The organism is Nostoc sp. 'Peltigera membranacea cyanobiont' 213, assembly GCF_002245975.1.
Classification (GTDB): domain Bacteria; phylum Cyanobacteriota; class Cyanobacteriia; order Cyanobacteriales; family Nostocaceae; genus Nostoc.
The window spans coordinates 18,349-31,535 of the sequence record NZ_NOLI01000093.1 but is presented as its reverse complement, the minus strand read 5'-3'; the positions used below and the strand labels follow the sequence as shown (position 1 = coordinate 31,535).

The window sequence follows — 13,187 nt, the reverse complement described above, 5'->3', positions numbered from 1 at the left end:
CCAGAAAAATTGTCACTTTTATCTAATTCATAGTCTAGTTAATTTGTCAATATTTTCTACTGGACTGGCACTCTAGCCAAGATGAACCAAATACCTCTGACGGTTCACCATTAGGTGCAGTTCTGAATCTGGCTTCTACCGCGCAATAAAAAACTGCCCTAGACGTAAGCTAGAGCAGTTTTTGATAGAAGTAAATTGTATAGGAGACTTTTATTGTTGTCCCCAGTTTATCCATAGTAGATACCGTTATATAATACTATTCACCTCAATTTTCGTACTTTACGCAAAAAACGAATAATCTTGAAGCTTGCATTACAAACTTTAGGCTATCAACTTGCTAGCTATAAATAATGCAAAAAGTTACATACAATCTTTCCAGAATCAAGACGCTCATATAAAGGCATTGCCCCGATCAGCAATCGTGTACAAGCGTATGCGATTGCTCTGGCATTGGTCAAGAGCGCAAGCGTTTGCTGTAGGAGATCCCTTTTCTCTAGTTGTATTCCTTCAATTGGCGCAAACTGAAATCATCGCATTGCACATGGGCAAGCGATCGCTTTAGTATCGAGTAATTTACTCTTTACTAGCACGACTATATCAGTTATATTATGGATGCGTCAAGTGGGACACATAAAGAATTTATTATGCTGGAATTAGATTTAATAACAACTGTTGCGTGGAACCCCACTTTTGGAGAAAAGCTTAAGGATATGCGTGGAAAGCTTTCTAGACGCTCTCTTGCTGAAGAAGTCCGGCTAAGGTTTGATTATCAAGTTTCTCACCAATACATACAACTTTTAGAACACCCAGCAATGCCTAGAGCTCCTAAAAACGTTTCTTTTCAGTTACTTAGGCATATCTGCCAAATCCTGGGAAAAGATGTACAAGAACTGTTCGGTTCCCCTAAAATCATTTCTCAATAGTTACTAGTGGTACTTGACATTTATGTGTGGAAATAGTAAAGTAGTAGTCATAGAGTAACCAAGCACCAGCCTCCCAGCTAAATAAAGCGGCGCTCAACACTGAACCTTGAAAAAAGTGAACAAAAAACAAAGCCCCCAGGTAGCGGATGCAGCGAATAGTCAAGGCTGCTGAAGTGAGGTAACGGTGGAGTGGGTTCCAAATAAAAAGTTGTCACAGCAGTACGATAGTCGCTCTGAAGCTCGTTGCCGACTACCGCCCGATCAAGAGATATGCTGCTGTAGCAAGCTTCAGTCACTGACTAGGAGCAAGAAAATATAAGGCTACGCCAATTCTAGAGTGAGAGTGTTGTGCTTTCAGCACAACAAACTGACCAATAAAAATAGGGCGATCGCTCCGTCGGACAAACTGTGCGATCGCCTTTTTACCCATTTAAGAGGTATTTTCTAATGATGACACAACTTTCAGCCCCTGCGCCAACAAAAGATCCGTTAACCACACAGGATCGCCAAATCATTGCAACCATCGTTAACGAGTCAGACTACAGCCACGAATGCAAGCCAGAAGATGTGGTAACTATTTGGATAAACGAAGATGATATCGTTTGGATAAAGATGACCCACGGCTATGCTAGATACCACAAAGAGCCTTTCAAACGTGCTGTAGCAGAAGTTAAAGAGAACCTTTCTACTCCATTACAGCGCAATCAAAAATTAGATGACGAGTTAAAAGAAGCTGCTAACACAATCGGTCTATTGGGTGATTGTGATTGGTTATCGTTGAGGATCAAAGCCTACTCAGATAAATTAGTAGGATTTGCTGGCTGCTACACTTCGCAGAAGCCTCAAATATTAATACCACTTGCTAAATGGGACTTCACACCACTCAAATGGAATATGCCTGCTGCCATCTGTCCAGATTGTGGTGGTCATGGGTGCGGTAACTGCTCTTATCGGGGTACTCGTGCAGAAGACTTGTGTACGCCAGTGGACGACTACCGACTGACTTATGTGGGACGCACTGACCTTCAGACGGCTGAAAACGTATATCTAGATGGAGAGTTTTTGGGAATAGTCTTCAAAGTCCGAAACCCTAATGAAGTCTGGGAAAACGACCCCAAGACTTACTATTGGCGCTGTGGCGATGGAGTACGGTATTGGAGTGTCAGGGAGGCTGTAGAAGGACTGTCCAAGGCAGCTGCTCCGATTGAACTGCCGCAAGTTCGTCGGGAGTTGGTGGCAGCGTAAGTGAAATGGTGGGTTTTAATACCCACCATGCAACCATAAGCAATCCTTGTAAAATAAAATACAGTTCGTCTTTAAAACATGACTAGCAAGCCTTACGATCAGTTTTCTAAGGAATTATTAGAGGAGTTGTTGTCTCCTTTAGGTAGAGTAGAAGTTAACAAACAAGTCACTGATGAAGCCAGATTTGTTGACGTTTTGTTTACAAGCACACCAACTGCCCAAGCTCAAAATCTTGGATTATTAGGTAGAATCGCTGTACTAAATACGGCACTCTTGGAACCATTTCGCAATCAACCCACTAGGTCAGAGGTACGCAACTGTTTTCTAAAACTGTTCACCGTGATTGCAGACTCACAACGCAAAGCCAAGCGAGAGAAAACCAGCTTACCAGAAGATAGTTTAGCTCGTTTGTGGATTATATCGCCTAGCGCTTCAGCCTCTCTGTTGGAGGATTTAGAGGTTAAACTAGATTTAGAAAAGTGGAGCAGGGGAGTTTACTTTTTCCAGAAATGTTTTAGGGCAGCAATAGTAGCGGTTAACGAGCTACCAGTAACAGAAGAAACATTATGGCTAAGGATTTTGGGTAGAGGCGAAACGCAACGTACTGCCATTGATGAATTGCTGGCATTACCCGAAAGCAACCAATTAAGACAAAATACTCTCAAACTGATTACTAATTTGCGGGTCATTATAGTTCAACAGCAAGAAACTTTAACAGAAGATGAGCAGGAATTAATTATGAATTTGTCGCAAGCTTACGAACAATGGGAAGAAACTACTAAACTTGAGGGAGTACATCAAGGGCAACGTCAAGTTGTAGAAAACTTGTTAAGATTCCGGTTTGGTTCTGTAGATGAAGAACTTTCAAAAGTAGTCGATAGTTTGTTGCAGTTAACACCAGAAGAATTTACTCCCCTTTGTCTTGAATTATCTCGTGAAGATTTGCTGGCAAGATTTAATTCACATCAATAATCTGTACAGGGTAAATAATTAGTAATAAAAAGCGCTTTTGTGAAATCAAGAGCGCTGTTTTATTGGCTTTACGCTTCATATATCACAATTAAACGGCTGCGCCAATACGAAAGTGAAAATGCTTTTGGAACAAACAAATGAACCCTCAAGAAAATGCCGAACTACTTGCTGCTTTGATGCGTCAAGAAGAGTTACTCAAGCAGTTGGTCGCTTCAATCAATAAGCCAAAGCTGGGATTGCACTCGGAAGCTGGCAGTAGCAAAATCTACTGCAATCGTCAGCACGGAGGTCTGTGGTACACACTAAATGGTGAACCGAGTGATGTCCCTCAAACTGCCTTAACTGGATATCTTAAAGAACTGCGGTTTGAGAATACAGAACGCCGCAAAAAAGAAACCTGCAAGTTACTAATAACTGTTCAAGCAGACCGGACATATATTTTAGAATCAGGTTACGATACGCATTTTTCTAAAAGCTTGTTAACCGCGATCGCAACTCTTACTCCAGAACAACTATATTCTCCGATTACACTACAGCCTACTCCAGGGACGACAGATGAAAGCGTCTTATTCTGTCGGGTATGGGTTGGGTCGGAATTAGTCATGGCATCCTACAACGAAGAAACGAACTGGCGTGAGGTCAGTAAACAAGCAATTGCTGTAACAAAAGCTGCTCTTGAGATGGCGTTTTAGTCCTAAAGATGAAGTAAGGCAGGTAAATCCGGGAGCTTATGCCGAATTGTCTACTTACACTCCTGAGTATTTTGTGACTCCCGAAACCTACTTTGCAAACGGAATTACAAATTTAACTGGAAAAATATGAAAATCACCAAAAACAATAACCCGTGGCGACCCAATGAATTCTCACCCCAAGATCCAAAAGAATGGAAGATTTTTCCGCGTAACCTGACTGCACGAGCCGCTTACATTGTTCCGGGGAACCCAAGCAATACCCGCCCAGAAGATGCTGTAGACAATTGCTATCCGGGGTTAGAAATGGATGCCCGGAATCTACATAAGTACTTCTTCCCCGGTTTGTATTTTGAAGTCTATCGCAGTGATGGCGCTCGACTTGTTGAATTAACTCCCAGCGATCGCGCCGCCCAATGGATTAACTTAGGATTGAAAGAAAGCGATCTCCAAGATGAGTTGTTTTTGTGGATTCTCAAGGGGAAAACTGCTGCTGATGAGGATGCAGTAAATCCCCCTGCCATTGAGTTCGTTGATACTGATACTACTACTAATATTAAAGACTTAGGCGGCCTATATATCTGGCGCAAAGTTAATGCGCTGTTTCCGGGAAAAACTGCCGTAGCGATCGGGCCGAAACCGCCAGCAACAGGTGATAGTCTCAACGCTGCTAAAGCTCAATTAGATACCTCTTGGAACAATAACAATAGTCATGTAGAACGAGATCCAAATGGGAAATTGAAATTTGCCGTGCTAATTACAGACCGCTCAGTTTACTTGAGCAATCAAGTGCTTATGCTGTGGTTGCAGCCTTAGCCAAGCTGGGTTATCATTGCGATTTGCTATGTGACCCAGCAAAATCTCACTTTTACGGGCCATCATTAGTACTCAACGATGTTAGCGAAACATTGCTCGCCCAGCTTTTCCCGGATGTGAATCTGAGTATTTACAGTCAACGTCTGACTCATCGTTTGGTGCGTTGGGGCAGACAGCCAGTGCAGGTAGAACAACCTGCATTGGCGATTCGATCACACTCTTTATTAGAATTACTGCGAAACTCCAAGGTCATGCAGCACACGCGTATGATTGATGTTAGTCAATTGACTGCTCAACAAATATCGCAAAACTATGCTTGGACAGTGTATACCAGACACAAACAAAGGGCGATCGCTTTGCCGGAAAGTTCTAAATCTTTGGTTGGTGGTCAACGAGTTATAGTCACCGCTGAGGTACAAGACATGGCCAAACCTGCATCTACCTGTTATATAGAGTCCCTGGCTGACGGTTGGTTGTTTTATGCTCCAGTCGATGGCTCTGGCGCTATGCTTCAGGCATGTTTGCCCATAACTCCAGCTAATCCTCGACGGGCGTTGTTGGAATGTTTGTATGAAAGCACCACAATCAGCGCATTTGTCAACGATTTGCAAAAGGTAAATTGTTTTTCTTCTGCCCCCCACTTGCAATGGACTCTCTGCGGTTCGGGTTGGCTGATGGTAGGCGAACCTGCGATTAAGATTGATCCTGTAAGTGGGGAAGGTACGCCTTTTGCGTTACGCAGTGCAATATTGGCAGGGGCGGTAATTGATGCAATTTTGAGCGAGCGCATTCCTGATATATCTGCCTTAAGTCATTATCAAACTAGATTAACTCATTCGTTCATTTCTCATTTGCGAGGGTGTATCCAGTTTTATCGAGAAGTGTTTAGCACAAATTTAGCATGGCTTGCTGAAATAAATCAGATGATTGATATTGCTGAGACTCTATCGACTCAGCTAGAACAACAGGCAGTTAATGTGTTGAACTATCGGTTGATTGATTTTGAGTTACACATTAGGTGAAGGGGTGAATTTGTCTACTCAGTACTCTTGATTCNAAGGGAGCAATGCGATTTTGTGAGGTACAAAAGATAGGTAACATAAATTACCTAAATTTTTAGCGATCGCTACTTAGAAAAGGCAAAAACAAGGAACTTGGACCTCGGTTTATTGGGAATAAGCCCTGGTAATTGAGATATAAAATCCGATCTCACATTTTCGCATTGCTCCCTGATTCAATCATAGCTAGATTATCAAGCCATCCGCTCAAGTACCCTGGTCAAACTCAAAGCAGGTAGCCAGTTCTGTACAAGAACTGCCTTCTGCCTTCTTCAATACTTCTTCCCACTGAGCAAATGGTTGATAATTTGAGGTAAGTTAACAATTTCGTGCATCAAGTCTTGTGGACTAAATCCTAAAACCTTCAAGATAATCACGATGACAACAATTGCGATTGCTGTACTGAGGAATGTCTTTAATAAATCTAGTAATGCCCTGAAAATTAACAAAGCGACAATCACTGCCGCAACTAAAATAATTAAATTAACTGGCATATTCTTGCAAGGGTTTATCTCAAAAAATCAGTAAACCTGGAATTATAGACTCAAGCTTTGAGCGAAGAGGCTTTTGAGCAGTTCTTGCAGTTCTGGTAGAGAGAAAGATACTGGAATTACCCTGCCACAAAGATTATAAATCAAAGTCAAGGCTGAATGTTTCTCCATCAGAATCCTCTTCTTCCTCCTCTGTAATTTGAGTTGAACTCCAAGAGGTGAGTTTGTTATCTTCAGTATTAATTGGCGTGAAAGCTACTTGTTGTGTCGGAAATGCACCCTTTCTGAAAGCAAAATAGCAATCAATGATAAAGTAAAGCGTCTCCAGGTAACTTTTACCTAATTGCTGTGATTCTGCAAATATCCGCTCCCGGTAGCTATCTTTGATCCGAACCTTTTCCGGTGCTAAGTCTTGTTTATCTGTCATTGTGATCACTTAAGAGATGTAGTTGTTGGATTCTTGCTGGTAATAGTTTTTGCCATTTCTAAAAGCCCAAAGACATTGGCTTCTACCGGATTGTCCAGGATTTTGAAGCCGTTTTTCTCCAACAGCTTCTTAAATCCTGGTAAGAGGCAGCCTCCACCTATTGCCCAGATTTCATCCCCTTGGTGCTTGGCATCCAGTGTCAGATTCACCACTTTCTTCAAGTATTTTTCATACCAATCTTTTAAAGAAGCACTGTATATATCTTTGATATCGATGTCACGGCTGTACCTGGTATGCCCCATTTCCAGACAAAATCGGATCTTGGAAGCATCCCCAATTTTTCCTCCATTTAGATGTTTCATTTTTTGGGAGATATCATCGATGAGAACTTCTACACCGATGGGGTAGGCGGTGNTGAACTTCTCGTTGACCCCGGTTGTAACGAGAATACAGGGTTGTTCCATTGCCAAAGTCTAAAATGGTTAATTTTTTGGGTAGTGGATGCCCAAATAATGCACCCATTCCCTCTAGTACAACTTTCAGCACTTCTACTTTCACGTCTGATTGTTTGCCAGCAAGTATTGGCTGATATTCTCCATTTAGTACTTTTTGTAGTTCTGATGCCAGACCAACATCATGTAAACTGACGACTAATTTTAAGTGCCAAGCCTTACGGTGTGGCAGATGTGCTAATGCACCCAATAAAGTCAATAATGCATTATTGACTTTGTTTTCATTATTGTCTGTGTTGCGGTCAAAATAATTTCCTGTACGGTAAGCTGACTCTCCAACGGTGTAAGCAATGCCGTTAAAAACTACACGTCCTGGCACATCTTCCATCTCGGCATTAGTTATATAGCTGGGGACACGAACTACTTCAAATCCTTCGACTAAAAGTTTTAGGCTTCCGTAACCGTTATCGAAACCCGCAGGAAAAATTTTTTGTAAGGTGTGAATGTTTGACATCTGCTCCAAGTAATACACTTTAATTTTTGAAAATTATCTGTTCAAGCGATCTGCAAGAGCAAGAGAAAGAAGAATAAAATAACCTCCCCTTTTTTCCTAATCTCAAGAGCTTATCATAACCCCTTGGGGGCTAAATGGGGTACAAAATGTTAATTAGTCAAATGTACCCCATTTAGCGCCTATATGTACCCTATATAGGGGTCAAAATCTCACCAAAGTCTTGAACTATTGCTGGGGTATATATAGCCCCTATATAGCCCCCATGAGGAATTTTTGAAATCTTTTTTATCAACACAGCAGAAATTAATTTAGATGGTTGGCTGTTTGATTTATACTTTAATGCCTCTGTAAGATGTTCAAGGTGATAAGCGTGGTCTAGCATGATCGTGATTTTGGGGATAGCGACGGGTTTCGACTGGAAATAAGCGATGTTGAGAGTTAATATCTCAATTAAACCTGCATCATTCGAGACATTCGCAGGGGTGCAGTGTGTAAAGAAGGGAAAGTTGGAGTAGCTAAAAAATATTGCTGGAATAACCTATAACTGCTGGATTTGAATCAAGAAGGGGCAACTGATCTACAAATGGGAGTGGAAAAGTTTAACCTTTATAATTGGCTAGTCCAATGCTATGTTCCTTTTTTTTTGATATCTTCCCACAGTTACACTTCAAAGATGTTATTGATGGGCTACTGGTAGGTGCTAGAACAGTAGTAATTAGCGAATCTTAGAGCAGAAGAAATTAACCTTAGTCATATACAAGGTTATGAAACTAATGTTAGTTTCATAAACGATCCGTATATTATGTATCAAGTTGCCACTATCAAAGATTTGAGGAGCCTTGTTATGTAAAACAACCTTTTTATGAAATCACGATTTTTTTGAATTAACTCAGTTGTTGGTAATAAATAAAACTAAGAAAGATGTGAGTTTTAAAAGACATTGTAATGAAAAAGAAAACAGTTAAAAAGCAGATCCGGCTAACAATTGCTAGTAATGCAGGCGGGTCAGGTAAAACCACGGTAGCAACCCATTTAGCATATGCTGTAGGTGCCAAAGGTTACAAAGTTACCCTAATAGAACTCGATCAAAACGGCTCACTATGTATTTTTGCAAGGCTTGCACCAGCATCAATGGAGCAGTCTCTAGCTGCTGTCTTCAAAAAAACATTTACAGGTGACTACCCACTTGTTCCACTTTGGACAGAACATCTTTCCACGGTTACGGCTATTCAAGGAGGAAAATTTCTCGAAGAAAGCATTGCAGAAATATATAACTATAATCGCCGTCACTACACACTGAAAGATAGATTAGAAGATTTTCCCTTAAATAGCGATTTGATTATCTTTGATACTCCTGCTTCCTTAGAGCCTATGGGTTTGATTGCACTAGCAGCTTCTACACATGTGCTTGTTCCTATCAAACCAGAATATAAAGATACAGGAGCTTTCGCAGGTTTTTTAGATTGGTTCTATAGTAAAGTAGACGATTTGAGATTGAAACCTCAACCTGAAATATTAGGGTTTGTACCTACACGAGTAGATTTATATGGCGTTGGGGCACATCGAGATATTTTAGGTTTAGACAAAAAGGGCAACCTCAGAACTGATATTGAGCCTGAGAGAACTCTTCCCTTTCTAATTAAACAGATGGGAATCCGATGCTTTCCCTACATTCGAGAATCTAATTACTACCTTAAAGCTAGTGGTTCTGGATTACCCTTAAATTTATATCGACCTGGTTATGATGCTAGTGAAGACTTTAAACCTATTGTGACTAGCTTAATTAAATTGATGACAGAGGAACTGTAATGCCAAGTAAAAAACCTGTAGAAATTAGTCAACTGTTTGGCCAAGCAGGTCAGTCTCAGCAAATTCACCAACTTAAAAGTCAGATAGAGAAACTCGAAGTAGAAATTATACAGCTGCGAACAAATGTATTTAGTTCAGAAGAAAAAATTACATTAGAGCAACAAATTGAGCAACTCACTAATCAACTGGCTACTCAAGGAGGGATACATGAAATTGCAGTAAATCTTATAGATCCCGATCTGGCTCAACCGAGACAAACGTTTCCTCAATTAGTAATCCAAGAACGAGCAGAGAGTCTGCGTCGGCAAGGTCAGCAAAACCCAATAGTGCTTATTCCACAAATTGATGGACGCTACAAAATATTTGATGGAGAACTCAGATGGAGGTCAGCTCCACTTGCTGGAATGACAAAACTGAAAGCTGTCTTTCTACCTAAAGAAGAAACTTCAGATGAAGTCGTAGTTTTTGAGGGTCAACTGGTAAGTAGTATTCACTCACAAAAACTTCATGACCTTGACTTAGCAACTGCTCTTATTCGATTAATTATTTATAAATATCCCGATCTGAGCGGAAGAGAAGACGAGATTCCAAAGTTTTTGAATGCTTTTATTAACCGACTAGTCCGTAGCAAGAAGCTTCAATATCTCGCACTGATTAAAGATTCTGATTTGATGACACAACAAGAATGGCTAGAAACATCTGATTTCAAGGAACATGAGGAACATGAGATTGTCTCAGTTTTGTTAGGACTACAACTCAATCCGGTATCGATTAATAACAATATCTTTCCTCTTCTTAAAGTGACAGAAGACCTAAAAAATGTCATTCGCTCTGAAGGGTTAGAAACCAGCAAAGTAAGAGAACTCAATAAGTTATCCTCTGAACAGATGAAGATTGATGAATCTAAAGCTCTGATGATTCGTACTCAGGTAACTCATCGAGTCATCGAAGAAAAACTATCATTGAGCCAAACTAAAACACTAGTTAAGCAAACCCTAGAGCAGTATAGTGCTTCTAATTCTGAAGCCAAGCAGAACAAACAGATGAACAAAACTATTAAGGATATCCAGTCAATAAATTTAAAAATATTGGAACAGACACGACTTATTAAACTACGCCAAGTCCTTCAGGAAAAGCTCGATGAGATTAAAACCCTGATGTAGTAAGCAGTTTTTGTAATTTTTAATATAGTTATCCCGGACAAAGTGAGTTACCAAGTCAAGGTGTCATATACTTTGTTCTAAACGTTTTTGCTCACCTCGTTGATAATAGGTATAACCAGCATCGCTTTACTGCGAAAGCTACCGCCCTCCTCCAGCACCCAAAAAATCAGTAGTTCCACTTAAGAAAAGGAAGCCTAGAACTATGACATATAAGAGTGATGAAGGGAAATTAGGGTGAGTTTTAGATGACACTAATGCTGGGTGTGCCATATAGTATTTATGTACTATAATTAACTGACTTCCAGTATTATAATAATGTGCGGCCTCTTCTAACAGGCAATGTCCACTCCCCCTAATCTTTCCCCTCAACAAGTAAGTGCCTTTCCTCAACACGAAACAATCACCGGAGTCGTAGAACGCCTAACTTTTTACTCTGCTGAGTCAGGCTACACTGTGGCAAGGCTGACGCGCCCCCGAAGCAACGAACTCACAACAATTGTCGGTAGCTTTGCTAATATTCAACCCGGTCAAACTCTACAACTTACGGGTTTTTGGCGTGACCATCCTCAGTTTGGGCCACAGTTCCAAGTCATCAATTACCAGGAAACCAAACCAGCCACTCTCACCGGAATTGAGAAATATTTAGGTAGTGGACTTATAAAAGGTGTTGGCCCAGTAACAGCCAAACGCATCGTAGCTCACTTTGGACTTGAAACCCTCGATATTATCGAAAACCAGATTGAACGACTGATTGAAGTCCAGGGTATTGCCAAAAAGCGGATCACTCTCATCAAAAACGCTTGGTCAACTCAAAAAGCGATCAAAGAAGTGATGGTATTTCTCCAGGGGCATGGCGTTTCTACCACTTATGCTGTGAAGATTTACAAGCAATATAAGGATGAAGCAATTGCCACTGTTACCAAAAACCCCTACCAGTTAGCAGCCGACATCTACGGTATTGGCTTTCTGACTGCTGACAAGATTGCAAGAAATATCGGAATTGCCCCTGACTCAGAATTTCGTTACCGTGCGGGGATTATCCATTGCCTAAGTGAAGCTGCCGAAGATGGTCATTGTTACCTGCCACAAAGCGAACTGATTGAGTCGGTAATCAAACTGCTGACAACCGAATCTCATCAGCCCACAGAAGAAGCGGTCGCGATCATTATTAAAGATATGGCTTTAACAGACGACCTGATTAGAGAGTGGGATGAAGAAAAAACACTACTTTGCTACAAGCCGACTTACTTTCATACGGAACAGAATTTAGCTCAACTGATACGCCAACGCTTGGAAAAACCTGTTGGCACTGACATTGAGCGTGTGCGTGATTGGATTGACCGCTTTACAGCCAACCGTAAAATTCAGCTTTCAGAACAGCAACGCCAAGCTGTAGAAACAGCAGCCTATTCCAAAATCATGATCCTCACTGGTGGCCCTGGCGTTGGAAAGACCTTTACAACTCACACGATTGTCAGCCTGTGGAAAGCAATGGGTAAATCCATAGCCCTAGCTGCACCCACTGGACGCGCTGCTCAACGTTTGGGTGAAATGACTGGGCTGGAAGCTAAAACTATTCATCGCTTGTTAGAATTTGACCCCCGCTCAAGGGGTTTCAAGCGCGATAGCGAAAATCCTTTACCCCACACGGCAATTATCGCTGATGAAGCTTCGATGCTTGATTTGTTTCTGGCTTACTCCTTAATTAAAGCAGTACTAGCTGGCGCTCTACTGTTGTTGGTGGGTGATATTGACCAGTTACCATCTGTGGGGCCAGGTCAAATACTCGCTGATTTGATTAATTCTGGTCGTGTGCCAGTAGTGCGGTTAACTCAGGTATTCCGCCAAGCTAAAACTTCTGCAATCATCTCTGCTGCTCACCAAATTAATCGAGGAATTTATCCGACAATCGAGCCAATCTCCGACAATCCTGTGTCTGACTGTATTTGGCACGGCGGCGGACATCAGCCCGAACATGGTGTACAGGCAATCTGCGAGTTGATTAGCGATTTGATTCCACGGCTGGGTTTTAATCCTGCTACTGATGTGCAAGTACTTTGTCCAATGTCGCGGGGCTTGGTAGGGACTCGCAACCTTAATACTGTGTTGCAGCAGTTGATTAATCCACCCAGCCCAAACAAGGTGGAGATTAACAGAGGTGGAAATTTATTACGCGAGGGCGATCGCATCATCCAGCTAACCAACGACTACAACCGCGAAGTCTTCAACGGCGATTTGGGAATAATCCTCACCATTGATACTGTCGAGCAGGAAGTTACAGTACTGTATGGTGAGCGGACTGTGGTTTACGATTACGCTGACCTGAATGAAATTGCCCTTGCCTGGAGCATTTCGATTCATAAAAGCCAAGGCTCAGAATATCCGGTGATAGTTCTGCCAATCTATATGCAGCACTATATGATGTTGACCCGGAACCTGTTTTACACTGGTATAACTCGTGCCAAGAAGTTAGCGATCGTAGTTGGCGCAAAAAAAGCGATATCTCTGGCGGTGCGCTCTACTGATGACCAACAGCGCTACACAAGGTTGAAGCAGAGGTTACTTCAGACAGGACTGAATTGGTGATATGTTTTGGTTCTTCAAAATAGAAAACTTTATTGAGCTATT

The 13,187-nt window shown here is 41.5% G+C and carries 14 protein-coding genes and 1 pseudogene; 10 read left to right on the top strand and 5 right to left on the bottom strand.

What is annotated here, in order from left to right:
* Positions 1-421 precede the first annotated feature (421 nt).
* Together CDG77_RS36745 and CDG77_RS22605 are read left to right on the top strand one after the other, a co-directional pair.
* Positions 422-562, top strand: coding sequence for a hypothetical protein (locus CDG77_RS36745; RefSeq protein ID WP_190234037.1), 141 nt, complete (start codon positions 422-424; stop codon positions 560-562).
* Between the two features lie 46 nt (positions 563-608).
* Positions 609-923 carry a helix-turn-helix transcriptional regulator gene (locus CDG77_RS22605; RefSeq protein ID WP_094331614.1) on the top strand — a complete coding sequence of 105 codons (315 nt, stop codon included), beginning with the start codon at positions 609-611 and terminating at the stop codon, positions 921-923.
* On the opposite strand, the gene CDG77_RS37805 is transcribed toward CDG77_RS22605, so the two are convergent.
* Together CDG77_RS37805 and CDG77_RS36740 are read right to left on the bottom strand one after the other, a co-directional pair.
* Positions 910-1,086, bottom strand: coding sequence for a hypothetical protein (locus CDG77_RS37805; RefSeq protein ID WP_223269921.1), 177 nt, complete (start codon positions 1,084-1,086; stop codon positions 910-912). The genes CDG77_RS22605 and CDG77_RS37805 overlap by 14 nt on opposite strands.
* A gap of 129 nt (positions 1,087-1,215) precedes the next feature.
* Positions 1,216-1,353: a hypothetical protein gene (locus CDG77_RS36740; RefSeq protein ID WP_190234036.1), complete on the bottom strand. Its 138-nt coding sequence runs from the start codon at positions 1,351-1,353 to the stop codon at positions 1,216-1,218.
* A 17-nt stretch (positions 1,354-1,370) separates the two neighbouring features.
* On the opposite strand from CDG77_RS36740, the gene CDG77_RS22600 reads away from it, so the two are divergent.
* The 5 genes from CDG77_RS22600 (at position 1,371) to CDG77_RS22580 (ending at position 5,667) form a co-directional block, all read left to right on the top strand.
* Positions 1,371-2,168 carry a hypothetical protein gene (locus CDG77_RS22600; RefSeq protein ID WP_094331613.1) on the top strand — a complete coding sequence of 266 codons (798 nt, stop codon included), beginning with the start codon at positions 1,371-1,373 and terminating at the stop codon, positions 2,166-2,168.
* 78 nt (positions 2,169-2,246) lie between these two features.
* The gene (locus tag CDG77_RS22595) at positions 2,247-3,140 is read left to right on the top strand and encodes a hypothetical protein (RefSeq protein ID WP_094331612.1); all 894 of its coding nucleotides are present in this window, start codon (positions 2,247-2,249) and stop codon (positions 3,138-3,140) included.
* Positions 3,141-3,277: 137 nt separating this feature from the next.
* Positions 3,278-3,832, top strand: coding sequence for a hypothetical protein (locus CDG77_RS22590; protein ID WP_094331611.1), 555 nt, complete (start codon positions 3,278-3,280; stop codon positions 3,830-3,832).
* A gap of 126 nt (positions 3,833-3,958) precedes the next feature.
* The gene (locus tag CDG77_RS22585) at positions 3,959-4,645 is read left to right on the top strand and encodes a hypothetical protein (RefSeq protein WP_094331610.1); all 687 of its coding nucleotides are present in this window, start codon (positions 3,959-3,961) and stop codon (positions 4,643-4,645) included.
* Positions 4,630-5,667 carry an NAD(P)/FAD-dependent oxidoreductase gene (locus CDG77_RS22580; protein WP_094331609.1) on the top strand — a complete coding sequence of 346 codons (1,038 nt, stop codon included), beginning with the start codon at positions 4,630-4,632 and terminating at the stop codon, positions 5,665-5,667. The genes CDG77_RS22585 and CDG77_RS22580 overlap by 16 nt, the downstream gene beginning before the upstream one ends.
* A gap of 308 nt (positions 5,668-5,975) precedes the next feature.
* Here the strand turns inward: CDG77_RS22580 and CDG77_RS22575 are convergent, their stop codons facing one another.
* From CDG77_RS22575 to CDG77_RS22565, 3 genes and pseudogenes are all read right to left on the bottom strand, one after another.
* Complete coding sequence (locus CDG77_RS22575; protein ID WP_094331608.1) at positions 5,976-6,197, bottom strand: hypothetical protein; 222 nt, start codon at positions 6,195-6,197, stop codon at positions 5,976-5,978.
* A 133-nt stretch (positions 6,198-6,330) separates the two neighbouring features.
* Entirely contained in the window at positions 6,331-6,621 is a 291-nt protein-coding gene (locus tag CDG77_RS22570) for a hypothetical protein (protein WP_094331607.1), read from the bottom strand.
* Positions 6,622-6,626: 5 nt separating this feature from the next.
* A pseudogene (locus CDG77_RS22565) lies at positions 6,627-7,587 on the bottom strand (ParM/StbA family protein).
* 945 nt (positions 7,588-8,532) lie between these two features.
* Between CDG77_RS22565 and CDG77_RS22555 the strand changes: the two are divergent.
* The 3 genes from CDG77_RS22555 (at position 8,533) to recD2 (ending at position 13,145) form a co-directional block, all read left to right on the top strand.
* A complete protein-coding gene (locus tag CDG77_RS22555) occupies positions 8,533-9,396 on the top strand; it encodes a ParA family protein (RefSeq protein WP_094331605.1) in 864 nt (287 codons plus the stop codon).
* Complete coding sequence (locus CDG77_RS22550; RefSeq protein ID WP_094331604.1) at positions 9,396-10,559, top strand: ParB/RepB/Spo0J family partition protein; 1,164 nt, start codon at positions 9,396-9,398, stop codon at positions 10,557-10,559. Before CDG77_RS22555 ends, CDG77_RS22550 begins: the two co-directional genes overlap by 1 nt.
* 339 nt (positions 10,560-10,898) lie before the next feature.
* Positions 10,899-13,145 carry an SF1B family DNA helicase RecD2 gene (gene recD2 / locus CDG77_RS22545; RefSeq protein ID WP_094331603.1) on the top strand — a complete coding sequence of 749 codons (2,247 nt, stop codon included), beginning with the start codon at positions 10,899-10,901 and terminating at the stop codon, positions 13,143-13,145.
* Positions 13,146-13,187: the final 42 nt, after the last annotated feature.

Bases quoted from the DNA above. Each gene is read 5' to 3' on its own strand.
- CDG77_RS22595 (WP_094331612.1), top strand. From the start codon at position 2,247: ATGACTAGCAAGCCTTACGATCAGTTTTCTAAGGAATTATTAGAGGAG.
- CDG77_RS22585 (WP_094331610.1), top strand. From the start codon at position 3,959: ATGAAAATCACCAAAAACAATAACCCGTGGCGACCCAATGAATTCTCA.
- CDG77_RS22605 (WP_094331614.1), top strand. From the start codon at position 609: ATGGATGCGTCAAGTGGGACACATAAAGAATTTATTATGCTGGAATTA.
- CDG77_RS22575 (WP_094331608.1), bottom strand. From the start codon at position 6,197: ATGCCAGTTAATTTAATTATTTTAGTTGCGGCAGTGATTGTCGCTTTG.
- CDG77_RS22600 (WP_094331613.1), top strand. From the start codon at position 1,371: ATGATGACACAACTTTCAGCCCCTGCGCCAACAAAAGATCCGTTAACC.
- CDG77_RS22590 (WP_094331611.1), top strand. From the start codon at position 3,278: ATGAACCCTCAAGAAAATGCCGAACTACTTGCTGCTTTGATGCGTCAA.
- recD2 (WP_094331603.1), top strand. From the start codon at position 10,899: ATGTCCACTCCCCCTAATCTTTCCCCTCAACAAGTAAGTGCCTTTCCT.
- CDG77_RS22550 (WP_094331604.1), top strand. From the start codon at position 9,396: ATGCCAAGTAAAAAACCTGTAGAAATTAGTCAACTGTTTGGCCAAGCA.
- CDG77_RS22555 (WP_094331605.1), top strand. From the start codon at position 8,533: ATGAAAAAGAAAACAGTTAAAAAGCAGATCCGGCTAACAATTGCTAGT.
- CDG77_RS22570 (WP_094331607.1), bottom strand. From the start codon at position 6,621: ATGACAGATAAACAAGACTTAGCACCGGAAAAGGTTCGGATCAAAGAT.
- CDG77_RS36740 (WP_190234036.1), bottom strand. From the start codon at position 1,353: ATGGGTAAAAAGGCGATCGCACAGTTTGTCCGACGGAGCGATCGCCCT.